General features: G+C 28.4%; 29 protein-coding genes and 1 pseudogene. All 30 read right to left on the reverse strand.

What is annotated here, in order from left to right; translation table 11 throughout:
* Positions 1-197 precede the first annotated feature (197 nt).
* The 30 genes and pseudogenes from E4N80_RS05490 to E4N80_RS05640 all read right to left on the reverse strand — a co-directional run bounded on the left by E4N80_RS05490 (position 198) and on the right by E4N80_RS05640 (position 23,510).
* Entirely contained in the window at positions 198-827 is a 630-nt protein-coding gene (locus tag E4N80_RS05490; RefSeq protein WP_253700860.1) for a DUF6710 family protein, read from the reverse strand.
* A gap of 247 nt (positions 828-1,074) precedes the next feature.
* Positions 1,075-1,332 carry a hypothetical protein gene (locus E4N80_RS05495; RefSeq protein WP_002672992.1) on the reverse strand — a complete coding sequence of 86 codons (258 nt, stop codon included), beginning with the start codon at positions 1,330-1,332 and terminating at the stop codon, positions 1,075-1,077.
* The gene (locus E4N80_RS05500) at positions 1,325-1,612 is read right to left on the reverse strand and encodes a toxin (RefSeq protein ID WP_253700861.1); all 288 of its coding nucleotides are present in this window, start codon (positions 1,610-1,612) and stop codon (positions 1,325-1,327) included. Before E4N80_RS05500 ends, E4N80_RS05495 begins: the two co-directional genes overlap by 8 nt.
* A 432-nt stretch (positions 1,613-2,044) precedes the next feature.
* Positions 2,045-2,794, reverse strand: a complete 750-nt coding sequence (locus E4N80_RS05505; RefSeq protein ID WP_253700863.1) for an SIMPL domain-containing protein — start codon at positions 2,792-2,794, stop codon at positions 2,045-2,047.
* 422 nt (positions 2,795-3,216) lie between these two features.
* Positions 3,217-3,711 (reverse strand): annotated as a pseudogene (locus E4N80_RS05510) (N-6 DNA methylase); the annotation flags it as partial.
* Between the two features lie 32 nt (positions 3,712-3,743).
* Positions 3,744-4,250, reverse strand: a complete 507-nt coding sequence (locus E4N80_RS05515) for an HIT family protein (protein ID WP_253700867.1) — start codon at positions 4,248-4,250, stop codon at positions 3,744-3,746.
* A gap of 155 nt (positions 4,251-4,405) precedes the next feature.
* Positions 4,406-5,404, reverse strand: coding sequence for a hypothetical protein (locus tag E4N80_RS05520; protein WP_253700869.1), 999 nt, complete (start codon positions 5,402-5,404; stop codon positions 4,406-4,408).
* Positions 5,405-5,500: 96 nt separating this feature from the next.
* On the reverse strand, positions 5,501-7,477 hold the full coding sequence (locus E4N80_RS05525; RefSeq protein ID WP_253700870.1) for a UvrD-helicase domain-containing protein: 1,977 nt from the start codon (positions 7,475-7,477) through the stop codon (positions 5,501-5,503).
* A gap of 411 nt (positions 7,478-7,888) precedes the next feature.
* Complete coding sequence (locus tag E4N80_RS05530; protein WP_253700872.1) at positions 7,889-8,212, reverse strand: HNH endonuclease signature motif containing protein; 324 nt, start codon at positions 8,210-8,212, stop codon at positions 7,889-7,891.
* A gap of 113 nt (positions 8,213-8,325) precedes the next feature.
* Positions 8,326-9,012, reverse strand: a complete 687-nt coding sequence (locus E4N80_RS05535; protein WP_253700874.1) for a hypothetical protein — start codon at positions 9,010-9,012, stop codon at positions 8,326-8,328.
* Between the two features lie 86 nt (positions 9,013-9,098).
* Positions 9,099-10,541 carry an SEFIR domain-containing protein gene (locus tag E4N80_RS05540; RefSeq protein WP_253700876.1) on the reverse strand — a complete coding sequence of 481 codons (1,443 nt, stop codon included), beginning with the start codon at positions 10,539-10,541 and terminating at the stop codon, positions 9,099-9,101.
* A gap of 87 nt (positions 10,542-10,628) precedes the next feature.
* A complete protein-coding gene (locus E4N80_RS05545; protein ID WP_253700878.1) occupies positions 10,629-11,141 on the reverse strand; it encodes a hypothetical protein in 513 nt (170 codons plus the stop codon).
* 128 nt (positions 11,142-11,269) lie between these two features.
* Positions 11,270-11,635, reverse strand: a complete 366-nt coding sequence (locus tag E4N80_RS05550; RefSeq protein ID WP_253700880.1) for a HepT-like ribonuclease domain-containing protein — start codon at positions 11,633-11,635, stop codon at positions 11,270-11,272.
* Positions 11,619-11,927, reverse strand: a complete 309-nt coding sequence (locus tag E4N80_RS05555) for a nucleotidyltransferase family protein (RefSeq protein WP_253700881.1) — start codon at positions 11,925-11,927, stop codon at positions 11,619-11,621. Before E4N80_RS05555 ends, E4N80_RS05550 begins: the two co-directional genes overlap by 17 nt.
* Positions 11,928-12,072: 145 nt before the next feature.
* Complete coding sequence (locus E4N80_RS05560; RefSeq protein ID WP_253700883.1) at positions 12,073-12,753, reverse strand: hypothetical protein; 681 nt, start codon at positions 12,751-12,753, stop codon at positions 12,073-12,075.
* A 202-nt stretch (positions 12,754-12,955) separates the two neighbouring features.
* Complete coding sequence (locus E4N80_RS05565) at positions 12,956-13,369, reverse strand: hypothetical protein (RefSeq protein WP_253700884.1); 414 nt, start codon at positions 13,367-13,369, stop codon at positions 12,956-12,958.
* Complete coding sequence (locus tag E4N80_RS05570) at positions 13,294-14,280, reverse strand: phospholipase D family protein (RefSeq protein ID WP_253700885.1); 987 nt, start codon at positions 14,278-14,280, stop codon at positions 13,294-13,296. The genes E4N80_RS05565 and E4N80_RS05570 overlap by 76 nt, the downstream gene beginning before the upstream one ends.
* A 105-nt stretch (positions 14,281-14,385) precedes the next feature.
* Positions 14,386-14,697 carry a hypothetical protein gene (locus E4N80_RS05575; RefSeq protein ID WP_253700886.1) on the reverse strand — a complete coding sequence of 104 codons (312 nt, stop codon included), beginning with the start codon at positions 14,695-14,697 and terminating at the stop codon, positions 14,386-14,388.
* Between the two features lie 47 nt (positions 14,698-14,744).
* Positions 14,745-15,575 (reverse strand): hypothetical protein, encoded by an 831-nt coding sequence (locus E4N80_RS05580; protein WP_253700888.1) that lies wholly within the window; start codon positions 15,573-15,575, stop codon positions 14,745-14,747.
* Positions 15,576-15,682: 107 nt separating this feature from the next.
* The gene (locus E4N80_RS05585; RefSeq protein WP_253700890.1) at positions 15,683-16,663 is read right to left on the reverse strand and encodes a restriction endonuclease; all 981 of its coding nucleotides are present in this window, start codon (positions 16,661-16,663) and stop codon (positions 15,683-15,685) included.
* Positions 16,664-16,806: 143 nt separating this feature from the next.
* Positions 16,807-16,947, reverse strand: coding sequence for a hypothetical protein (locus tag E4N80_RS05590; RefSeq protein WP_253700891.1), 141 nt, complete (start codon positions 16,945-16,947; stop codon positions 16,807-16,809).
* 313 nt (positions 16,948-17,260) lie between these two features.
* Positions 17,261-17,905 carry a hypothetical protein gene (locus E4N80_RS05595; protein ID WP_253700893.1) on the reverse strand — a complete coding sequence of 215 codons (645 nt, stop codon included), beginning with the start codon at positions 17,903-17,905 and terminating at the stop codon, positions 17,261-17,263.
* Between the two features lie 107 nt (positions 17,906-18,012).
* On the reverse strand, positions 18,013-18,843 hold the full coding sequence (locus tag E4N80_RS05600) for an LPO_1073/Vpar_1526 family protein (protein ID WP_253700895.1): 831 nt from the start codon (positions 18,841-18,843) through the stop codon (positions 18,013-18,015).
* Positions 18,815-19,027, reverse strand: a complete 213-nt coding sequence (locus E4N80_RS05605; protein WP_253700897.1) for a hypothetical protein — start codon at positions 19,025-19,027, stop codon at positions 18,815-18,817. Before E4N80_RS05605 ends, E4N80_RS05600 begins: the two co-directional genes overlap by 29 nt.
* A gap of 228 nt (positions 19,028-19,255) precedes the next feature.
* Positions 19,256-20,476, reverse strand: coding sequence for a transglutaminase-like domain-containing protein (locus E4N80_RS05610; RefSeq protein ID WP_253700898.1), 1,221 nt, complete (start codon positions 20,474-20,476; stop codon positions 19,256-19,258).
* Between the two features lie 177 nt (positions 20,477-20,653).
* On the reverse strand, positions 20,654-21,226 hold the full coding sequence (locus E4N80_RS05615; protein WP_253700900.1) for an SAP domain-containing protein: 573 nt from the start codon (positions 21,224-21,226) through the stop codon (positions 20,654-20,656).
* Positions 21,227-21,317: 91 nt separating this feature from the next.
* Positions 21,318-21,761 carry a plasmid fertility inhibition factor family protein gene (locus tag E4N80_RS05620; protein WP_010957068.1) on the reverse strand — a complete coding sequence of 148 codons (444 nt, stop codon included), beginning with the start codon at positions 21,759-21,761 and terminating at the stop codon, positions 21,318-21,320.
* Positions 21,762-21,846: 85 nt separating this feature from the next.
* Positions 21,847-22,626: a hypothetical protein gene (locus tag E4N80_RS05625; protein WP_002678613.1), complete on the reverse strand. Its 780-nt coding sequence runs from the start codon at positions 22,624-22,626 to the stop codon at positions 21,847-21,849.
* A 102-nt stretch (positions 22,627-22,728) separates the two neighbouring features.
* On the reverse strand, positions 22,729-22,992 hold the full coding sequence (locus E4N80_RS05630) for a transglycosylase domain-containing protein (RefSeq protein WP_436411319.1): 264 nt from the start codon (positions 22,990-22,992) through the stop codon (positions 22,729-22,731).
* 344 nt (positions 22,993-23,336) lie between these two features.
* Positions 23,337-23,510, reverse strand: a complete 174-nt coding sequence (locus E4N80_RS05640) for a hypothetical protein (RefSeq protein WP_002690304.1) — start codon at positions 23,508-23,510, stop codon at positions 23,337-23,339.
* Positions 23,511-23,586: the final 76 nt, after the last annotated feature.

A 23,586-nucleotide genomic window follows, 5' to 3' on the forward strand; every position in this document is an offset into this window, starting at 1 on the left:
CTGCAAAGGCTAAATCTGACATTTTTACACCTCCATAACTTATTATAGCACTTTTTTCAAAAAATTACATTACAATTTTCCTAAAGTCTAATTTTTTTGATGCTTTCACAATAAGAAAATCCGCTTATGAAGCAAGTATTTTAACAAGTGTGTTTATGATACTTGAAAAAGTTCTATGATATTTTGTTTTGACATTGTTAGGCAATTTTCTCAAGTAAAACTTTTCCAAGAATAAATAGTTCTCCAAATTCATTTAGGAAAGGTTTATTTAATCGTTTATTCTTTTCATTATAAAAATACTTACCATTATAATCATAAGTTCTGATTATGCTTGTATAATCTATTGCGTGATTACATATTATGGTTCCTTTTCTTGCTATTCGTCCACCTGCTATAGAATGATTACCATTATTTATAAAATAGAAATTAAAAGGTTTTACCAATGTTATACTATGATTAGTATCTTCTTTCCATACAAAGTCAGGGTTTGGGATTTTTTGCAACATCCAAAGAACACTGTCCTTTCTCCATGGAAATGATAAAACAGCAGAATCATTAAGATTCATTTCATGTTCCACTGTTTCCGTTTTAACATATTTATAAAATGGATAATCTTTTTCAATCTGATAAAAATCAATAAATAACTGATCCATCCGTAAGTTTGACATTGAACAATGTTCTTTATTCAGTAATACTGAACTTATATATTTATAAATTACTAAATCACACAGATGATTTGTAATATTTTGTAATTCAGTTACATTGTAGTTTCTTATTTCGTTGTATAAATGTAAAGATGAATAAATTTCTTTTTTCTTAATTATCATATTTCCTCACGCAAACCTTCTGTCTAACGGGCGGCGGATAAGCTGCAAGAAGCGAGAAAGCCTTTAGGCTTTTGAGCTTCGCCGTCAGCTTAATCCGCATGTTGGACGGCGCTGTGCGCCGGACGACAGGCGGATGTTCCGCCGCCCGTTGAACGGACGCGCAGCGTCCGTTCAACATTCGCTTAACCTGCATTTGCGACTTGTCCGCAATGTCAGGTTGAAGCGGGTGTTAGACGCATTGAATTATTTATCTTTCTATCAGCTTTCCAGTTAAATATTTATGTAAAATACTTCCTGCAAAAACTTCATATTCCATACCTTCTTCAAAAGCTTTAGCCTTTAGATTATTCATATCTTGCTTGACAAGCATTATATCTATCTTCTCGCTTTTCATAAGCATACTTTCAGCTGCTTTTTTAAAATCATTACTAAGATCATAAAAATTTTTTACCGATTTCCATTCATCATTTTCTATAGATTCATACAACTCTTTTTCACTATTCATTTTCTTCTCCTTTCCAATCAAGATATTTCGAGGTATATTTTCTACTTGGAAAAATAGTTTTCAAAAAACAAACATCGTTTTCAAATACACAAGGAACTACATATACATATTTATCAATTTCTACAAGAAGCAAAAGTTGATTTGGATATTTTTCTTTATTTGGATGCTCTAAAATATCCAATAAATTATCTTGCTCAATTGCCACAATAATCCGCCCAAACGATATATTTCTATCTCTTTTAAGCATCATATTTTTTTCATTATTCCAATCGAATATCATACTATAAATAATATATCACTTTTTCAATCTTTTAACAATAAATCTAATACTACAAATAAACTTTATTTTTTATATTTACATAACAATATTAAAATACAAAAATTAAAGTTTTACTTTTCTTAATAACTCAATTATTACAATTACTATGACCGTCCAAAGGATGTATATTTAGTTGATTTCCTTAATAAGTTTTAAAATTCTTAGATAAAAGTTTATTTTTCCTTACTCAAGGAGCTATTATAATAAAACATAACTTTACTCAAAATAACTAAGCTATTAATTCGGATTTTAAGCTTTAATTTACAAAATTATACCCTTTATTTTTCAAAGTTACAGTTTATCGTGCCGTAAGGCATCCATCTAACTACCGCTTAACCTGCATTTGCGGCTCGTCCGCAATGTCAGGTTGAAGCGGGTGTTAGATGCTCATTCCTATTGTATTCCAAATTGTAATTTCATTGTTATTGTTGCGGTCTTTTGTTTTGATGTAGTATTAAAAGTTCCCGCCCAAGAATAATCTTCATTTGAATTTCTAGCTATTATTTGAAATACACCCATATTCGCATTCTTCAATCGTCCTAGTTTAAATCCTGATTTACTCGCTATTGTTTCTGCTCTAGTTTTTGCATTTTCAGTTGCATGTTCAATTAATTCTTTTTTCAATTCAGCCAGTTTCGTATAATAATATTGCGGTTTAGATGAATAGAATTCAACCCCCATATTGATTAACTCTGTAATTTCTCGTGAAATAGTTTCTATTTTCTCTACTTCGTTTGATTCAATCTTTATATCTTGCATTAAGCGATATCCTTTAAAAAGACGTTTTTGGTTTTTATCCATGTCATATATTGTTTCATATTCCTTATCAATTACTACTGCTGAAAATAAATATTCATGCGTTGACACATTTCGCTTTTTTAGAAACTCTATTATTTTATTTTGATCAAGATGCAATCGCTCATACGCATTTTTTAAATCAATATCAATCTGTGAAAATGAACCAGACCATACAATCAAATCAGCTTCAAAATCTTTTGTTCCCAAGCCTGTTACTTGGATTACTTCAGTCTCTTTATTTCTTTCCAAAAATGTCTTTGATAAAATAATTAATGATATAATAATTGTAAATATAATCATAGAAAGTTTTATAATTTCAATCTTTGATTCATTTCTTATTTCCATACCATACCTCCTATTTATAACAAAATATTTACACCGCGAAAGCGGTGTCCATCTAACTGCCGCTTAACCTGCAAACGGGCATAGTCCCGTTTGTCAGGTTGAAGCGGGTGTTAGATTTTCTTTTCAAAACCAAAACATAATTTTATCTCAATTTTTTATGCATTATTTTCAAATACATATTTAAAAATAGTCTACATTTCTTTTGTTCAAACTATTTTTAAATTTTAGATTTTTACTTTTTATTCCTATCCGTATAAGTTCTCCCGCTCTTTTTTTTCCGGAGCAACTTATTCTACTTTATTTCCTAGTTTTAATCTACCCTTAACGATTAAGCCGAAAATGTGTTAGGTTTTACAAAACCAAGGTTAACACATTTCTCCAACGCTCATTGCAAAACAATGTAATTTTAATGCTTATATAAGTCATTGTTTTCGAATTTTCTCTTGAAAATAATTGATAAAATCATCTAACTTTTCTGGTAATTTTATTATTTTATGAATTCTATTTTTACTCAATAACTCTTTAACCTTCTTTTTAGATTCTTTTTCCAGTTTTTTATCTGGAAGTATAATTGCGGCTAAAGTACCATTTTTTACATTATTGAGGGTATTCTTTAAAATATCTAAACAACCGTATTTTGATTCGAAAGGAGGATTCATCAAGATTTTATTGATAGGTTTGGAAGTAATCCAAGAATCAGCTTCATATGTTCTGGAATCTAGTAATTCTAAATTTGTTTTACCATCCTTGTGTATTAGCATATTAACACAAGCTAATGTAAATATTTGCCTATCAAATTCTATTCCAAATAATCGTTCTGCTTTTATTTCTTTAGCTTTATTAGTGTCTACTCCTCCAGCTTCTTCAATCATATTACTCATCGCTTTAACTAAAAAAGCGCCTGAACCGGGTGTAAAATCATTTACAAGGTGGTTTTAATCATATGAGATTAAAAGTAATAAGATACTTTCTTTTTCAAAAATAGAAACAAAGCATCTATTTCACTGCTAGAAAGCAAACTACTTTTATGATTTAAATAATGGTGGCCAAACTCATTATCTGAATATTGCTTTTCTAATATACTGACTGGATTTGAATATCTTGGTCTAATATGAAAATGTAAATATGGCTGCGGATTATCAGACTTATAGGCATCATTCATCAAGCATGTCCAATTAAACATAGTTGCATTTAATTCCACTTTTAACATTAATTCACATGAATTAATTATATTTTTCAACGAAATCCACTGATTAATCGTTAAATCACATAAGCTTTGTATATGTTCCTTAGAAAGGACAAATAATCTTCCTATATAATCCTGCTTATCTGATAAAAACACTATCCATTCTGTATTTTCGAATAATAACCATTTTTTGTCATTCTTATTTAATTTGCAAAGTTCACAATCATTCTCAATAACAGGTATAGACTCTTTTTTTATCATATCACTCATTTCGCTGGCCTTTCTAAATTCATTTCAATTTTTGTTTTTATTGTCTATAATTTATAAGTATTTTATCCTTTCGCGCCGATAGGCGTCAATCTAACATTGTTTTAACCCGCAACGCAGCTTGTCTGCGTTGTCGGCTTTGAAAACGGTGTTATGTGTTATATTGAAAAATGGTTTTTACATTCATCGGAAAATTTTACTCTTTGGAACATAATATCATTAAATTCTTCTGTCGAAGTAATTATTTTTTTTGTATTTTGATTTTCATTAGTATCAAAATAACTTCGTTCGATAATATCTAAGTCCATAATTTTATTTAGACCTTTTATTGATGTAAATTCCAATATTAAATTTTCAAGAAATTCACATACATCTGTATCTGTACAGTGATTCGCATATATATAATTTAGAGATGAAATTCCTTTTTCACATAATTCTGTCCATTCCCAATCAAAATCATTTTTTAGATTTTTATGGACAATTGCAATTCTTATATCATATAAAAAACTGATATTATCATAGATGATAGTACGATTTGTTGTTTTTCCATTCTGATCAAAATCAATTTCTGAACATACTTCTTCTAAATTTTTTCTAAAAGTTTTATTCTTTCCTATCAAAATAAAATAATTCTCTATACTTGTTATACATGCTCTTACACAGTTTTCAAAATCATTATTTAAGAATAATGTCATCGAATCCAAAAAATCTCTTAAATAGACTTCTAGTTTATCTTCAGAAATATTTTTTGGAACAATATTCAATTGACTTTGATAGCAAATTAATGTATTTTCCTTTTCTGCAGAATTTAAAGAAATCGAAAAAATATCTCGGAAGGTAATAGGTTTTAATAATAAGTATCCTTTTGAATATTTCTGCTTATAAATTTCGTTGTTTATTTTGGGTAATAAAGCTGCGAAATAACCAATAAAATATTTTAAATTTAGTTTATTTTCAAAAAACTCAATTATCATTTTATTTGGAATTTTTCTATCATATGTAATAGATAGTAGACTTTTATCATTATAGCACTTTATTTTCCCAAACTCATTTTCAAAGTTAATTTCATCAATAGTCCAATTTATAAATAGTTTAAATTCAATTTTAACTTCTTTTTTTTCAGACGTTATATATTCTTGACCACTCATAATTTTCATTTCGTAATACTCCTTTTCCAACGCTCTGCGTTGTGCACATAACATTCGCTTAACCTGCATTTGCGGCTTGTCCGCAATGTCAGGTTGAAGCGGGTGTTAGGTTAACTCTTTTCCCAATATCGTTCTTGGAGAAGTTCTACCAAAATCGCTAATATATCTTGTTGCTGACACTCTTAAATAGTTATCAGATCGTGCTTTTAATCCCATTCTTAATGCTTCAATACCATGTATCCAAATATATGAACTAATGATTAATCGATCCGGATAGGAATCTGTCGAAGATTTTGTTCTAGTAATTGCTACATAGAACAATCTTCGTTGCTCCTCAATAATTCTCAATTCTTCATTTGTATCTTTAGGAGATTCTGAAAAAAAAGGAATTAGCTCATCAATCATTGAAACAAGAATAACTAATTTTGCACTTAATCCTTTAGATGCATGTAAACTCATAATTCGAACATGGTTTATTTCTTCCGGGCTATCAATTTCAGCTATTGACTCACTCAGCTCTTTAACAATCTTGCCGAGCCATTCACTAAACAGCTCTTCTGTAAAAACCTCAGGATATGGATATTTATTAATTGCTCTTTGATAAATACCAATTATTTCGTAAAAATCTATTTCATCTTGATCACTATTAATAAAGTATTCCAAAGCATTAACAGCATCTTTTTTTACTTGCTCTTTAAATTCCAGTAATGACTGTAGTATTTCTCTATATTTATTTGTTATTGTTGAAATTCCTTTAAGCACAATCTTCCCTTCAATAACTTCATCCAGAATATTCTTAATATTTTTTTTACTTTCATTAGCGTATTCCTTTAATATTTCATATTGCTTTTCCCTATAATCTGCTGATCCTGATCCCAATAAGTATCTCAGTGAGATTGGATCATTAGGGTTTGCTAAAAGATATAGCGTTGAATAAGCCATCCTAACATTTAAGTTTTTAATTACGCTTTCCCTAAAATAAGATTTTACTGGGATTTTTTCACTGATTAATTTATCTCGTAGTCTATATCCAATATGCCTCCTTGGAGCTAAAATCAATACATCACCAGGATTAATCGTTCCACTTACTAATTCGTTTTTAACAATCCTGCAGATACCCTCAATTTCTTTATCATTATCATTAAACTGAACAATTTGAACTATTCCATCTTGATTAGCTTCAAACGGAACAAGCGCGCCAAGACTTCTGTTGGAATTTTTAGATATCAATTCTGATGCCATTCGTGTTACTATTTTTGGACACCTTCGTATTGTATCAAAAGCTATATCTTGAAATTCTCCATATATACTATCAATTTGTTTTATCCCTTCGGGATGTGCTTTTTTAAAACTATATATTGATTGATCATCATCTCCAACAATCAATATACTAGCATTACCTTTAACTAAATGTATAAATTCTTGTTCTGCTTTATTTAAATCCTGATATTCATCAACGAGAATTGTATCAAACCTTCCAATTTCCGGGCTTGCAGGATTATTTCGAAGATAATTAATAGCAATTGGTATAACTTCACCAACTAAAACAGAATGATGATATGTTAACCATTGTATAATTTTATTTTGAAATTCCTGTTCAATCTGATTTCTTGGCAATCCAGGATCATCTTGTTGCATATTAGCCCAAGCTGATAGATATAAATCTAAATATTCTTTTTTAGTTTTTATATCAGCATCTGGAGGGTATTTTATGTCTCTAAATGCAGGCTCAATTTCATGATCGATTATCATTCTAGGATTTCTACCGGTAAAATCTTTTACATTAGCTTTTGTAATTATTGACATAGCATGGCTATGAACAGTACATGCAACGACTTTATCACTTCCTGGCAACTCAATGCTAGATATTTCTTTTCTAAGATCAGCAGCTGATGTTCTTGTGAAAGTGATAGCTAATATTTTCTTAGGGTCCATACCTTCCTCTATTAACCTAGAAATACGCCTCTTAATTGCAAAACTTTTTCCTGATCCTGGTCCTGCTAGTGAACGAATTACTCTTTCGTTACTAATCGCCAGATTATATACAGGAGAACCTTTATCTAGTGAATCATTCCATGCCATTTTATCTCCTACGCACCGTGTAAGCGGTGTCCATCTAACATCCGCTTAACCTGCACTTGCGGCTCGTCCGCAATGTCAGGTTGAAGCGGGTGTTATGTTTCTTCTTCTATTCTTTATCAGATACTATTATAATAGAATCTAAACCATCAGCAAGTTTTATTATAGTCAAATATAATGAATTTAATGAGATACTTTTATAATTCAATACAAAAGAAAATTATAGGGCAACAAAACAAGAAATGTTATTTATTTTATATCTCTCTTATTTTTACAACATTAGTATTTTAAATACTAAATGGGTCATTATTTAGTAATGTACAAAGTACCATAAACTATAATTAATTATATATGTGTTTATTGTAACAAGCTGTCACAATAAACACATATAAGTAAACAGCATAATCAAATATTTTATACTTCTAGCTCTTTACCTGTTGAAGCATCAATATTTTTGTTTCCATCACTATATACCGCTTTTGATAGTCTATCATCTTGCCTTGATGCATTGTTCTTCCAATGTAAAGGGCGAAGATTTCCTATATCGTCAGTACCATTTTTTGATATTGGCGTTATATGATCGATTTCCCAACCATATTTTGAATTTCGGTTACCGTATTCGTTTTTTTTAATCCATGCAGTACATTGATCTTTACGATATCCTTGTTCTTCATTCGAATTGCTACTCTTTGTAGCTTTAGCCCATACAGCTTCGATTTGGTCATCAGTCCACGACATAGTGTTTACTCCTTATAAAACATATTTATGCATTATAATGCATTCTATTTTTAGCGCCCCGAAGGCGTCCACCTAACATTCGCTTAACATGCATTTGCGGCTCGTCCGCAATATCAGGTTGAAGCGGGTGTTAGGTAATCTTTCTCTTCTTTATAATATCTATTTTTAAATAATTCAAGTATTTTATTCTCATCGGTTAGAGGTTTAATTACCGTATTAAAATAGGAATCTGCAAAAATTTCATCAATTGGAATTTTAAAGTTCCATTTCATTGCCATAATTGTATTTATGGTAGTGACTTCATGAATATTTTTTGAAAACCATATCCATAGATTTACCGAATTTCTTAATTTTTTATATCTATCCATTATTTCATTTTTACAAATTTTTAGTTTTTTATTTTCTTTAATTAATTCATCAACAACTACATTTAATTTTTCGATTGCATTTAAATTCATCATAAATCCAGAAAAATCTTCCACAAAATCCATATATTTTAAATCAATGTAAACTTGGTATAAATCACCTTCAATAATTTCAATATTTTCTTCTAAAGTCGATTTGAAAAAGGAAATAAACTGCGAACCTTCATAATCGCTTTTGAGATCATGACTACCGCGAAACTGAGTTTCAGCCATAAACCAAATTTCAGCCATAGATAATATTTTTAAATGCACTTTTTTTAAATACTCAGACTTCTTTTTAGTTGAGACCATTATTTTTGACATAGAGTAAGTCAGTAAAACACCAATAATTATTCCTATGACTCCAATTAATGCTCCAATTATCGTTGAATCCATATTTTCTCCTTTTTGTGGAAAATCGTTCTGTTAATATTCACTCTAGTAAATTTCATGCTAAAGCTTGAAGTGGATATTAGGTATAATTATTTAGTTCCCCATAATTTTTGATCTATTAATGATGTCAACTTTGGAATTCTATTATAATAATCGGTATACAGTTTATCATAAAGGAAATAGCCATTATCTATTTTTTCCTTAAGAAGATTCAAATTATCAATTCCAAAAACAGTAAGAACACTCTTCGATTTATCTTTATAAATAAGGTTAATAAGGAATGTTAGTTTGCATTCACCTAAATACACAGTAAAACGTGGGAAATATTGATTATATTGAGATGTAAATGTACGATAGTAATGTAAAACCAAGTCTGCTTCTATGATATCTGAGAAAGATAAACTGGGAAAAACTCGATTTTTTAGTATTTCAACAACTGGCTGTAAAAAAGACTTCCCAGTAATTGATTGAAAATATTCTGGTATTATATGTAAGCTTTCAAATTTATCATAAATGGTTTCAATATTTTTTTCTAGTCCACCATACATCCAATTTATAGCATTATCTTTTATCAAAACATTACTTAAAAATTTATTTGCAAGATTATACCTATTAAATTTTAATAGAATAGCCATTGAACTTATTATAAGTTCATAAAAAAACAGTACATAATTATCGTATTGCCCCAGTGTCCATGATGAATTATCTTTGTTAGTATTTGGTCTATAAAATTTTTCAATATTTCTAAAAAACTGAAAAAACTCATCGAAAGTTTCTATACTTTCATCATATATGGCTATGTTTTTTAATACATTTAATAAGCTATTTTTAACAGGAGTCATTGCAGTAAATGAATCAAATGCAACCTTCCCAAAATCATGCTGACCATGATATTTCTCATTGATTTCTGCATTAATTAACTCGCTTTGTATTATTTCTATATAGTCTCTTACTTTTATAATCCTACTTTTATGATTCTTTTCAAGAGAAGTGATTAATTCTCGCTCCTTGATATTTATATTTGATATATTTTCTTTATCTTCAAAAATCCATAAAGGTGCAGTTCCAAGCTTAGGTTTTTGAAACTGAGGACGTTTATAAATTAATCTAAGCAGTTCTTCATACCGATACTCATAATTTTCATTCTCTGATAAATCAATGTAAATTCTGTTATTAAGATATATCGGTAGGTACGGTCTTCCACTATCGTCTTTTTCAATTACAATAGGAATAAATTTAGTTTGGTCAACTTTATTATACAAATCTGAACTAATAATCTGTGCTTCAGTCCCTACTCCACCTTTCCTCTCATCGGATTTTTGTTTGTATTCTCGATTAAGCATTATCAGTACATGATCGATACTACTATCTTGAATCATCTGTTCCATAAATGCATATTTATCCTGACCAGCAGAAAGATCCCACTTGTCAATAATCGTTTCAACACCATCAGACATTAATCTTTCAGCCAGTAATAATATTTTTGAAGTGTACTCATTATTTGTCCAAGCGTATGATATAAATACTTTCATATTTTATCTCCACTGCGCGAAGCGTCAACCTAACATTCGCTTAACCTGCGTTTGCGGCTTGTCCGCAATGTCAGGTTGAAGCGGGTGTTAGATGTTTCCATCTATTTTATTGGCTTTTAAAACTGCATGTATCATATCATCATTTTTATACTGCTCGCCTAATTCTTTTATATTCTCAACAAACTTTTTATTATCTTCAATATATTCATTAAAAGAATACACCTCAAGATTTCCTTTTGCATAACAATAAAATATGTCATTATATTTTTTACACAATTTGAAAAATAACTTATAGTTTTTTGTTTTAATTAAATAATATAATAAATGCATTACAGGGTGTATAATAGTATCCATTATCATATACCGCCATAATTCAAATGAAAAACCTGTTGGCAAATCTTTTCTCTGTAAATCCGCTTCTGTATACAATAGCACAATATTTTTATATTCATTCAGTTCAAAGATTAGTTTCTTCTGTAATTCTGTAATATGCTTATTCTTATTTTTTATATAATTTTGTTTATTGAATATATCGATATTACTTATTTCTTGAAAATCTTGGTTATGTACAATAGCGTTTAGTTTATTTTTTGAAAACATAATCTATTCAAAACGATGCGAAATGACATCTTTATAATTCCAATCATCGTAATTACCGACAAATTGTTCGCTTTTGTAACCACTTATAAAATCAGCAATATCTATTTCTATTTTATTGATTTCTGTTATTATTTCTTTAATTGTCTTTTTTTCTTTTTTTCTGTATCCATAATTTTTATCAGCTGGTTCTTAAATTCAGGAATAATGTTTTTTGCAACATCCCACACAATTTCATAATCAACGGAAAAATAACCATGAATGAGTTTATCTCTCATACCGGCAATATTTTTCCATGGAACTTCTTTATATTGAATGATTATATCATTTGAAATGTTTTTAACAGCTTCTCCAACAATTTCAATACTCCGTGCAAATGCCCGTTGCGTTTTTTCATCTTTTAGAAACGCCTCTTTTGTCATAGTATCTGTTTCAGATTCCAAAAAAGTGATTTCATCAAAAATATGATTAAACAAATCTTCATTTGATCGATACATATTCAACCTCATTGAGTATTCTCTGACCAATATACGGACTTAAACTTTCTATGGTTAATAAATCTATTTTTGTATTCAAATTATCTTCCAAGTAATAAACTAAATTTATAAAGTTATTATAATTTTTTTTATTAGCATGAAATTCTACTAATATATCAATATCGCTATTTTTATTTTGTTGATTATGTACATAAGAACCAAAAAGACCTATTTTTTTTACGCCATAGGACTGGAGAATGTTTTTATTATATTCTAAGAAATTAAAAATATCTTTTTTTTCTTTAGGTTTCATACCTCTATTATACCTTCTTTTTAATATTAAATCTAGATTTATATCTAAAAAATTCAGCTCGTGCAGTAGCACGAGTCCATCTAACATTCGCTTAACCTGCATTTGCGGCTTGTCCGCAATGTCAGGTTGAAGCGGATGTTAGGCATTATTGTTTATATCCACTGAGCTCCATTATTTGGGATAAATACCTCCAATAATTTTCTGCACTTTTTTTATACTTTTTAATATTTCTCTCATCTAATTTATATTTAAATTTTTCATTAAAGAATAGATAGTTGAAAAAATGATATACAAGTTTTTCTTCTTCTTTTAGTTTCGAATATTCTATTTTTTCTAATAGTGATTTATCTTCTAAAAAAATATATTTCTGAATTCCAGGATCTAAATCCATACAATAATAATAAAATCTTTCATCAAATGTTGTAGGATCATTTTTCGTATTTCCCCAAACTAACCATGGCCATATATCAAGTAAAAACTTATTAATTGGTTGTTGCTCATATTTTCCATAATTAAAAGAACCCCGATTCCAATCATTAGTAACTAAATCACCATTTTTATTGAAAACTGCCTCTTCACCAGTTTCTTTTGTATAGACTACATTGTCATTTTCATTTCTCATTTTATGAATATTATTTTCATAAGCAAATTTTAAAATATAATTTATTATAGATATATTTTCTTTTGAAATTTCTTTTGTAATATCTATATTTAATTCTTTTAATCCGTCTTCCAGATATTTTTTTAAATCAATTGTATTTTTTGAATCTTTGAATACAGAAATAATATTTTTTTCTGCAAAGATATTTGAAATCAACAGTAACATTAATGTAATTAAAATAAATTTTTTTTTTCATTTTCTCTCCTACGCCGAAGGCGTCAGCCTAACATTCGCTTAACCTGCATTTGTGCCTTTGCTGACGCGCATAGCGGCAGCAAAGTTGGCGCAAAAGTTGCATAAAAAGGGAGCCACAGGCGACCATCCAAGCAACTTTCGTGACAAAACAAATGTCAGGTTGAAGCGGGTGTTAGGTATTTTCTGAATTAATGTATTTTGTTTTTATATACCCTATAAAACAATCAACTTCAACTAAATCTTGAAACTTATATTTATCCCTTAGTACGGAACTTATTAATCTAAATCTTGTATATTTAGTAGCGAGACTTTCGCCATGTTTTTTATTTTCATGAAGTCCAAAATATTCTAACACTTGATCACTTGCATTATTAAAAACTGGACATTTTTCCGGATATAAAATATTTAAAATTGAAGATGTAATTGCTCTTCCTATACCATGTATATTATCTTCTTCTCCTTTATTACATACTAAGTTATACCTCTCAAAAATCGATTTTTTTTCGTCATTTAAAACTGATAAATATCTATTAAAATCATCAGATTTTTCAGATAGTAAATTTTTTTCAACCCAAATAATGTCCATAAATTAGCAGATTCTTCAAAAAAATTATGGATTTCATTTTTTGTCACTTTTCGTTTTAATATTGGATTCCATTTCTTATAAAAATCATTTCTCTGTTTTAACCAATTATTCTTTTCAGTTGACTTAAATTCTTCATAAAATTCGAATAATTGCTTTTCTTTTTCGAAAGAAAAAAGATCTTTAGTTAAAGCATTTGTAAAATTATGCAACTTTTGAAGATTTGTTGACCACTGCAATTTTATCTGTTTATCTTTAAGAAATACAACATCAATAACATTATTTTCAACTCCTATAATTGTTCCAATTCCAAATTTATTATGAAATATCCAATCATCCAATTGAAAATCATTAACAGAATCGACAGGTTTGTAATCATTAAATATTTCTGAATTTATAAATTGATTAAATTTATCTACTTTTGGTGAATTCTCAGAATATTTAGCTTTATATTCATGAAAAAGTTTTGAGTCTATATCAAAAAGATATGAAGATGATTGTAAAATTTTATAATAGTTCTGAAAATCCTGAAATATGTTTTTATTTGAATAATCTTTTTTTATTAACAACGAAGCTTCATAATTTTTTTCAAAACCTCCTAATGTCATATTTGAAGAACCTACAATTAAGAATTCTTCATTTCTAGATTTTATATAATAACATTTTGGATGAAAAACGGATTTTTGATTGTGAAAGATTTTTATACTTTCAAACAATTGATCACATTTTAAAATTGCCTCTGGATCTGAAATAAAAAAATCAATACCACAAATTATTGAAATATTCTTATGGGGTATTTTTTCAAAAAAAGGAATACTAGTTTTTTTTATAAATGCTGTTATTATAACTATTTCATCAGATTTCATCATTATATCTTCAATTTTTTTATTTAATTCTTTATATATAAATTCCATTTTTAGATTTTCCTACCTTCTGAGATATATTGCAGCCTCAACCTAACATTGTTTTAAACCGCAAACCAGCTTGACTGGTTTGTCGGTTTTGAAAACTGTGTTATGCTATAATATTACATATGGTATTGATGAATATGTATTTCCCAATAATAAATCATCTAACTGACTAATATTTATTTCTTTATTAGTATCAATTTTCTTAATATTATCGAAAATTTTCTCCATCTCCCATCCAGAAGCATATAATAAACGAGCACATTGAATCTGGTCATATGAAAAATGATGCTTTTGATTTGTGATAGCACTTATTCTAAAATTTATGTCATTTGCCCACAATTCTGCAAGTTTTTCATTTTTAAAATTCGAATTTTTATTTTTTAAAATTTGTTTTAAATTAACATTTTCCATTTTTATCATTTCGGATTCAAATATATCGGCATCTATTTCTTTTTCAATTTTATATCCTATTTTTTTGCATGTTCATGAAGAAACTTTAAACCTGCCCTTCCTCCAGGAATCATATTTAGTCCCTTAGAAAATATAGGATAAAGTGAAATTTTTTCAACATTTTTCTCTTCAATTTCCATTGCCTCATCTTCTGTTATACCAGCACGGTCTATAATATGCTCAATAGCACCGATCTCAAAAAATTCTCCTCGTAAACACCGATGAAATCTAAAATAAGACTGATTATGACTTGAATTAATATGTTCTTGATATCTTTTTTTCCAATTTCTTTTGGTTATTCCAATGTATTTATAAGAATTTTCATTAATAAAATCTGTACAATTATTTTTATTCAATGAATATCTAAATTTAAGAATTTCTTTAGGCACAACGTTATGTTGATATACTTGATAATAGTTACTATTGTTTATTTTTTTTTCATTATACCCAAGAATGTAAGCCAAAGGAACTACAAATGTTTGCTCAATACCTTTATGATAAAAACGCAAAATTAAATCAGAAGTTGGTAATATATGAGTATCTTCTCTTTTTATATATTTTAAATCACTTGTCCATATTTTGTAATTTTTAGATTTTTCTATAGTTGATATAGTTATATCTTCATTTTCTGGAAAAAATATATAAACATTAAATTCAGGAAATTCGGAAATAGTTTGACTTATTTCAAGTTTCTCTTCATAAAAAGCATTACTTTCAAATTCGAAACATTTTATTAAAGTTGCAACATCAGATTTAGAAAGAATATTTAACTCTTTTTCAATTGAAAAATATACTTGCTTATTTAAAGGAAATAAAATTTTTTCAATTGCACAAATATTTAAATGCATATTTCATCCTTACCACGCCATTGGCGTGTGAGCATAACTAACGCTTAACCTGCATTTGCGGCTTGTCCGCAATGTCAGGTTGAAGCGGGTGTTAGGTTATTATATTTTTATAACAAAGAATCTATGAATAAATCTATAAGTTCAGCACCATTAATAAGTATTATATCATGCTCATCTGCTAATTCTTCAGCCGCTACATTAAATTCACCTAATGTTATTGCACAGCCTTGAGCCGATTCTGTTCGATCTTCTTTCATTATTTTAATAAGCTGTTCTACAGCTTCTTTACCAGATTTCCCTTGGTGTCTTTTTATTTGAACATATAAAGCATCCGATCTCAATATAAATGGATCATTTATGTCATCCTGTGGGGAAAATATCAAGTCTACATCTCCACCATTTTTATGGTGATTACGCCTAATAAACTTATATCCATAAGAAATAATTACCTCCTTACATATATTTTCAAAACTAATATTACTATTACTAGGGCTTATTTTATTAAATTCCTCTTTAATATTTTTCCGTATTTCTTTCTTAATATTTTCGATGTAATCTCCTAACTGTGAATAATCTAATATTGAAGTTGTGTCATTTTCTAGACTATCAAGTAAGTCCACAAATATTTCTTTATACCTAAAAAGAGGGAAAATAGGTAATCGCATCCACCCCAGTTTCGCATACCAATTGTGGACTTTAACATTATGTATATCAAGATTTCCATCAAGACCATAAATTTTTTTAGTTTTTATACAATGATTTAAGTGTACGGTATCATTATCTTTATAGGAATAACATTCAGGAAAATTTCCATCGATAATGGCTATAATGAATTTTCCGTTCTCTGGTAAATGCGGTACGATGATAATATCATTATCTTTAAAATTACGTATTTTCATTATACTGTTAAACTTACGCGATGTCATAGTCGAATAGGTGTTTTTATATTTTTCGAATAAATTACCAGACTCAAGCATACTTAAATTAGTTGAGCCTCCACCCCATCCCATAGACAATGTATTGTTTTTTAAACGCGTTAATATTTCTTCTCGATTATTGCGATCAATCCTAAAATTATACACACTCATAATATTCTCCATATCAAGAAATCATGTGCTTATCGTAAAAGCCATGTAACAAAAACATTTTGAAACAATTCATCTTTTACTTATTCATATTTACATAAGAGAATTAGATTCTACCTAATTCTCCTTATGTCCAGTCCTAAAAATTAAATATGTTTTTCACTTTTTTTAGAAAAGTCTTTGTCATAAGTAGCAAGCCAGCCATTTTTTTCAAAGTTGATACTTATTCCAACAACACTTTTAAAACTACCTACTTGATTTTCATGAATTTCTTTAATTTTTTTCATATTCTCATCATAGGTAGTAAACCATCCATTTTTAAGAAAAAGAATAAAATTCATTCCAATTCCCTGTAGTTCCCCTACTTAGTTTTCATGAATTTCTTTAATCTTTTTACCATTGTCATCAATTACTTGATACCAACCATTCTTTAATTGTACATCTGAAATAGCCATAAAAATCCTCCAAGATGTTATTTGATTTGCGAACGAAATAAATGTTATAGGCTGGTTCCGCACCTGCCTGCCTTTAGGCAGGTCAACCTAACATTCGCTTAACCTGCATTTGCGGCTTGCCCGCAATGTCAGGTTGAAGCGGGTGTTAGACGCTTTTATCTAAGTCCCTCTGTAAAATAAAATCTATCAATAACTCTATCGCAAAACTAATAATAAAATAAATTAAAGAAACTAATATAAATACAATAATAAATTCATTTAAATCCATTACATTAGTTTTATCAAATAATAAAAAAGGTAGTAAACTTAACCACAAAAAAATCACTCGATAAATACTTAATGAAGCGTTTATTCTAAATCCGTGTAATTGTTTTTTGTGCTTTATTATCGCTACAATTATATATGATAATCCTTGCAAAATAAACCAGTAATACATTAAAGGCATATGCAGAAAAAATCTTTTTGTTGAAAATATTAACTCAGGCAGTGTGAAAAAGTCAGGTTTATACGTAACCATACAAAGATAAGTAAGATAATAGTGAACAATTATCACGATTATTGAAAATATTAATTTCTTTCTATTAACGATTTTTTTAAGGTAAAATAAAAATTCAATTAAAAATAAAATAAATATAACAATCCATTGAAAAAATACCGTATCTCCGTTAAGAGCCAAATAATACAGCATAAAATCAACTCTTAAAGCAATTACCGCTAGCAATATTCCAACTATTATAAAAAGATTATGTATAAATAAAATTAAATTGAAACCTTTATAAAAGCTATTCATTTTTTCCTTTTTTGTTGTCTTTGGGCAATCCGTCTAACTTCCGCTTAACCTGCATTTGCGGCTCGTCCGCAATGTCAGGTTGAAGCGGGTGTTATGCACTTTTTTTGCTACAAATTTATTAATATACTTGGACTAAGATCAGGAAGCTCTTGTTTTGCAATAAGGAACCCTATTGAACTTCCAACTGGATTAATTACATATTGAACGATTTTATTAGAATCATAATAGTTAAGAACTTTTTGAAGAAAGGGCATTTTACCAGCTTCAAAAGCAGGTTTAATATCATTTCCAAAAAATGTAGGATATTTTCGCTGAATAAAGCTAATTCCAGTGTCACCAGCAAATTGATTAAAAGAGAAAACACCTAAAGATACTAAATGTTGCTTGTTGGCATTGGTCATTAATTCAAAATTATTCATATTTCTAAATAATATTTGTGTAAATAATTCAACTAATTGAAAATTTTCAATCTTGAAACTTAATATATGAATATAAAAACTAGTTAATATCATTTGCATTTGATATTTATTTAGTCTGGGAATAATCTCTGATGCATAACTAAATAAGTTATTTAATAAATCATCATCACAAACCAAAGCTGTTTTAACTGATTCCGCAAGTATTGATAAATCTATTTTTTGTCCATAGCGTATTGAATTTTTGATACTTTCATTTAGAACATACTGTCCATTTGGTGTTTTAAGATTCTCTTGTACTCTTGCTTCATCTTCTTTATCTATCTTCATTATTAAAGTATCAACATATAATTTAAGATTTTCTTTAGCTTTATCTGAAGCTTCTTTGACTAATGCAGGAAAGTTCAATCTATATAAATCAGTACAAATTTCTTTTATTTGGATATAATCATTAACAGTTACATTTCCATTAGCTTGAATTGCCAAACTATTTTCACTTACCTTCTGGGTTTGTAATCCCATTTCTTACCTCTTTTCCAATATTTATATTTCCGCCAGCTTGAATTCCAATAGATTCTTTTGAAATATTTTGCTTTTGCTGATGATTTTTTTTAATCTCTTTTTTTACCAATAGGCCAATAATAAACACACCGACGCCCGAAAAAAACCAAGGTACTGCATTAATAAAAAGATCAAGTGTTTTCAATGTTGAACTCCTAAACTATAATATTTCGGCGCGAAGCGTCTGCATAACTACCGCTTAACCTGCAACAAAGCTTGTCCTTGTTGTCAGCGTTGAAGCGGGCGTTAGAACTTAGCTTTATTAAGCCTTATTTTAAAATTAAAAATTTTGATTACACAACATACCATAAATAAAAATCTCATTTCAACTCAATTACGATAAAATTAAACAGTATTGTATGTAATACATAGTTTATTTGCCGCTAATTTTTTCTGAATATGAATCTAAGTCAGTCGCAAGAGCAGCATCAATTTGTTTTGAACTTATAATTCCTGTTTGTAAAAATTCCTGCCAACATGCTACCGTTAATTTAGCTATCGTATCTGTTACATCAAATTCAGCAAGCGGAAAAGCAACTGTCCAAAAGAAATCCTGACCATGTAAAGTTAAACCCAGTTTCATTATTTCTACCTCTTGCCCAAATGGAACACCTAACATAGAGCATAAACGAGGTTCCATAGATGCTATTTCATCTGAAATACTTGATTTAGCCATAATGATATTTTGCCATGTATTTGTCAAAGGACTTTCACTCCAAGAACTTGGATCAAATGCAGTCCATACACCGCCATCGTAATACTCTACGATACGATGCATTTCTAGGCGGTAAGAGTTTGTCGGAATTGTTGCTATCATACGACAAGGAATTTTTTGTGCCCGCATAAATGCTGCCGCAAGATTTGCATTTGAAGTGCAAATATAATTCATTCCACTTTTCAAAATTCCCAAGGCATCAAGACTCATAGATGGCGCAACATTTTCCATATTTGCAATAAAGTTTCTTATATTTAGGCAGTATTGTTTTAGTCCATCATCTTCGTTTGTAGTACATAATCCTGTTGCCAAATCAGTAATTTGCTTAGAATCAGATTGTACACATGGTGATGCAACAGTAAATAGTTCAGGGTCTATATCATTCTCTTTTATTACCAGTGGAGTAATTAAAACAACTGCAGACCAATCAATAGTAAGTTCGGTATTCTGGTCAGCATTAAATACTAAGCTTAAAAAAGCATTTCCGTCTTCTCTCACTTGCAATCGGCTTGATGATAAAGCCGATTCAGGTTTGACACTTAAACTATAAAAAATGGGGACTTGCTTGTCCACAAGTTGCGGTATCGGTAGCAACACATCATAGCTACCCTTTTGGTGAGCAATTAAATTTACACCACCGAGCACACCAACAAGACCATTTCCCTTCATTGCGCGTTTAGGATAGACAGTATGAATTCTTTTGAGTTCTTCATAAACATTTGATGTTATCGGTTTTAGTTCTACGGCTACTTTTTTAAAACTATCTTTTGTTTCATATTTTATAACTTGTTTATCTTGTTGCCTCTTACAACTTACCATTTGAAACGGCAACAGAGTAATCAAACAATATAACAGTATAATTTGATACTTTAACTTCATACTCCTCTCCTTCAAATCTATTCTATATTTTTAAAAAAATAAAGCAAGTATTTCATGCAAAGATATTTTTATTTTCTATATTTTCTCTTTGCGCGTGAGCGTCATTCTAACATTCGCTTAACCTGCATTTGCGGCTCGTCCGCAATGTCAGGTTGAAGCAGGTGTTAGATGATTTTTTTATGTATTTTTATTCTTTTTCCATGTTATATAATCTTTTTTTATCTTCATATCTTTTAGTTTATTCCACGCTTCCAAAGCATCTTCTCTTGTTGCATTTTTTTCATTTGCCAGATAATCACTTATAAAGTTATTAAATTTACAGGACGGGATTTGCGGAAGTTTTCCTTCAGTTTTATTTAAACGAATATATTCACAAATGACATCATTATACGTTATTTTTTCGCCATGAGAAAGTTTATTTTCTATCCAGCGATTAAGCCAATATTTTGCTCCTGATTTTATTTTCAGACCAGGTGCTCGTTTATCCAGTTCAGTATTTATAAATTTCCATGTTTCTTTTGTGTTTCTAAAATTGTCAACAAAACTATTTAAATCCAATATATCTACATTACAACTTTTAATCTTACTGCTATTTTTTTTACTCACAATTCCTGTTTGCAAAAATTGAGAAATCATTTCTTCAAGCTGCTCCTTTCGAGTTTTTGAATCAAATGGAATTTTTAGCGATTTTGCCAACTCTTTAAGCTCACTCATATACCAATATTTATTCTCAAATTCTTTTATTGTCATAATCTGAAGCCCCTGATTATTTTTAGCACTGTTAGACAATATTTTTTCATTACTTCAAAACATCTATCATATTTCCTAGCTAATTTTCATTTTATATTTCATCGTTTTTTATAAAAAAATATGAATCAGCATCATCTAATAATAATTTTTTAGATATACTGAAAACTAAATATTTTACATTATTAGCTAATAAGAAATTTGTTCTTGTTAAACCATTGCACAGTGTAGGTATGATATCGTTATTATTTTCTATTTTAATATCAATATTTACAACAGGAACAGGGTTATTCTCTCCATGAGCAAATCCTTCCTTCGCATCTTGATATTTACAATCATCTTTTTTATCTTTAATATTTGCTACTATTTTTTGTATTTTAAAATTAGTTTTTTTCCACTGTCTGTCGAAATAAGTAGCTTCAATAATTATAAATAATTTTTCACATGAGCTCATATAATATTTTTTATTTCCAATAAGTTCAAAAATAATACGGCCATTTGCATTTCTATAAATATTTAAACCATCTATTTTTTTCATATTTTATTCGCACCGATAGGTGTCCATCTAACATTCGCTTAACCTGCATTTGTGGCTTGTCCGCAATGTCAGGTTGAAGCGGGTGTTATGTGTTAATTTTCAATTCCTGAAAACTTTTTTTATAAAATGAATTAAAATCTTTTACTTCATAAGAACCATATATTTTTATATAGTAATTAAAACTATTTATATATTCATCTCTTTTAAAATCTTTTATCTTATTTACACCCAGCAAATTTGATATGAATATTTCAAAACTCATAATAAATTCTTCAATGTCATTAATTTTTATATTTTTTAAAAATTCTTCATTTTTATATAATTCTAATACTTTTTCACTAAGATCTTTATCGCAAAGCAAAATAATTGTAATAAAATTAATTATATCAATATTTTCAAAAAGTAATTTCTCATATTCATTTGCTTTATTACTTCCCAAGTAGAATAATTCCTTAAGGCATCTAGAAGCTAATATAGGATTTTTTTTATAATATTCATTAATAAATGCTTCTTCTAAGTATTTACAGTTACTTTTCTTTCTCATTTTTGCAAATACAAAAATAGACCCTTCTTTCTTTATTAAAAAATCAGAATACAGATACTCTGAAAACTTTTGAGAAAAACCAATTTCATCCAATTTTGAGTCTATATATTTAAAATCTTTATCATTAATATTTAAACTCACATATAAATCAGAAAAGAATGCAACAAAATTTTGAAATGTAAATTGATTTTCATATTTTTGTTCTATATCAATTAAATTATATAAATCAAACGGGATATTTTTTATATCTTCCTCAGAGAAATATTCATAAAATTTCTCTGCATTATACAATTCACTGGAAAAAATTTCACTTATGCCCATATATTTTCCTATAATTCAACATCGTGCACCAATGGTGCATCCACATAACATTCGGTTAACCTGCAAACGGGCATAGTCCCGTTTGTCAGGTTGAAGCGGGTGTTATGTGTTTTTTTTTAATTTCTTATATATTTGATTAACTTTTTCTTCTGAATATTGTTTTATTTCTTCATTAGTAAAATCATATATAACAGGATTTGTTAATAATAAGCATAAACTAATAAATTCTTTTTCTGATAATTCACTATATTTCTTATTATAATAACATTTTGCAGTATCAATAAGACCATATTTTCCATTTCCAAAGTAAAGTCTTGAAAAGATATAATTATAACAAATTTTACTATTATTTTTTTTATTATATATCTTTTAGTAGCCAGTTCTATAATATTTCTGTTTATTGATAATTGTTTCTTAAAATCATTTAAATATGTACTCGCTGCAACTAAAGTAATTTTATTATTAGATGTAAATGCATCATATATTAAAAAGAAATAATTAGTAAATTCATATTCTCTTTTCTTATTAATTATATAACTAGCTATAGCCATTTGACCTTCATTTAATAAAACAGTAGTTAAATATAAAAAATTTTGTTGATTTACTTTTTCTTCTTTACTTTTTACATAAATATTTAATCCAATATATAAACATAAATATTATTAAAATTAATATAATTACAACAAATTTAATAATATTTAAGAATAGTTTCATCTTTTATCCTTGTTATTTTTTCTAGCTATTTTGACTTCTTTCTTTATTTGCTGTTTTTTTATTAGTTCTTCAACTTTATAATCAGGATTTTCTAAGTCACACATTTCTATTATTTCCTTTTTAGATTTATTTTTAAATATTTTATAAGTTGTATGAATGCTTTTTGACATTTTAATCTTTTACCTCCAACGCTTTGCGTTGTGCACATAACATTCGCTTAACCTGCATTTGCGGCTTGCCCGCAAT

Origin of the sequence: Treponema denticola (genome assembly GCF_024181605.1) — a bacterium.
GTDB classification, from domain to species: Bacteria; Spirochaetota; Spirochaetia; order Treponematales; family Treponemataceae; genus Treponema_B; species Treponema_B denticola_B.

Bases quoted from the DNA above. Each gene is read 5' to 3' on its own strand.
- E4N80_RS05640 (WP_002690304.1), bottom strand. From the start codon at position 23,510: ATGTCAAAAAGCATTCATACAACTTATAAAATATTTAAAAATAAATCT.
- E4N80_RS05595 (WP_253700893.1), bottom strand. From the start codon at position 17,905: ATGAATAGCTTTTATAAAGGTTTCAATTTAATTTTATTTATACATAAT.
- E4N80_RS05545 (WP_253700878.1), bottom strand. From the start codon at position 11,141: ATGTTTTCAAAAAATAAACTAAACGCTATTGTACATAACCAAGATTTT.
- E4N80_RS05505 (WP_253700863.1), bottom strand. From the start codon at position 2,794: ATGGAAATAAGAAATGAATCAAAGATTGAAATTATAAAACTTTCTATG.
- E4N80_RS05525 (WP_253700870.1), bottom strand. From the start codon at position 7,477: ATGGCATGGAATGATTCACTAGATAAAGGTTCTCCTGTATATAATCTG.
- E4N80_RS05540 (WP_253700876.1), bottom strand. From the start codon at position 10,541: ATGAAAGTATTTATATCATACGCTTGGACAAATAATGAGTACACTTCA.
- E4N80_RS05625 (WP_002678613.1), bottom strand. From the start codon at position 22,626: ATGGGCATAAGTGAAATTTTTTCCAGTGAATTGTATAATGCAGAGAAA.
- E4N80_RS05530 (WP_253700872.1), bottom strand. From the start codon at position 8,212: ATGTCGTGGACTGATGACCAAATCGAAGCTGTATGGGCTAAAGCTACA.
- E4N80_RS05620 (WP_010957068.1), bottom strand. From the start codon at position 21,761: ATGAAAAAAATAGATGGTTTAAATATTTATAGAAATGCAAATGGCCGT.
- E4N80_RS05600 (WP_253700895.1), bottom strand. From the start codon at position 18,843: ATGGGATTACAAACCCAGAAGGTAAGTGAAAATAGTTTGGCAATTCAA.
- E4N80_RS05515 (WP_253700867.1), bottom strand. From the start codon at position 4,250: ATGAGTGATATGATAAAAAAAGAGTCTATACCTGTTATTGAGAATGAT.
- E4N80_RS05615 (WP_253700900.1), bottom strand. From the start codon at position 21,226: ATGACAATAAAAGAATTTGAGAATAAATATTGGTATATGAGTGAGCTT.
- E4N80_RS05560 (WP_253700883.1), bottom strand. From the start codon at position 12,753: ATGTTACTGTTGATTTCAAATATCTTTGCAGAAAAAAATATTATTTCT.
- E4N80_RS05580 (WP_253700888.1), bottom strand. From the start codon at position 15,575: ATGCATTTAAATATTTGTGCAATTGAAAAAATTTTATTTCCTTTAAAT.
- E4N80_RS05550 (WP_253700880.1), bottom strand. From the start codon at position 11,635: ATGTATCGATCAAATGAAGATTTGTTTAATCATATTTTTGATGAAATC.
- E4N80_RS05610 (WP_253700898.1), bottom strand. From the start codon at position 20,476: ATGAAGTTAAAGTATCAAATTATACTGTTATATTGTTTGATTACTCTG.
- E4N80_RS05520 (WP_253700869.1), bottom strand. From the start codon at position 5,404: ATGAAAATTATGAGTGGTCAAGAATATATAACGTCTGAAAAAAAAGAA.
- E4N80_RS05575 (WP_253700886.1), bottom strand. From the start codon at position 14,697: ATGATAAAAATGGAAAATGTTAATTTAAAACAAATTTTAAAAAATAAA.
- E4N80_RS05585 (WP_253700890.1), bottom strand. From the start codon at position 16,663: ATGAGTGTGTATAATTTTAGGATTGATCGCAATAATCGAGAAGAAATA.
- E4N80_RS05535 (WP_253700874.1), bottom strand. From the start codon at position 9,012: ATGGATTCAACGATAATTGGAGCATTAATTGGAGTCATAGGAATAATT.
- E4N80_RS05495 (WP_002672992.1), bottom strand. From the start codon at position 1,332: ATGAATAGTGAAAAAGAGTTGTATGAATCTATAGAAAATGATGAATGG.
- E4N80_RS05590 (WP_253700891.1), bottom strand. From the start codon at position 16,947: ATGAAAAAAATTAAAGAAATTCATGAAAATCAAGTAGGTAGTTTTAAA.
- E4N80_RS05570 (WP_253700885.1), bottom strand. From the start codon at position 14,280: ATGGAATTTATATATAAAGAATTAAATAAAAAAATTGAAGATATAATG.
- E4N80_RS05565 (WP_253700884.1), bottom strand. From the start codon at position 13,369: ATGGACATTATTTGGGTTGAAAAAAATTTACTATCTGAAAAATCTGAT.
- E4N80_RS05490 (WP_253700860.1), bottom strand. From the start codon at position 827: ATGATAATTAAGAAAAAAGAAATTTATTCATCTTTACATTTATACAAC.
- E4N80_RS05555 (WP_253700881.1), bottom strand. From the start codon at position 11,927: ATGAAACCTAAAGAAAAAAAAGATATTTTTAATTTCTTAGAATATAAT.
- E4N80_RS05500 (WP_253700861.1), bottom strand. From the start codon at position 1,612: ATGATATTCGATTGGAATAATGAAAAAAATATGATGCTTAAAAGAGAT.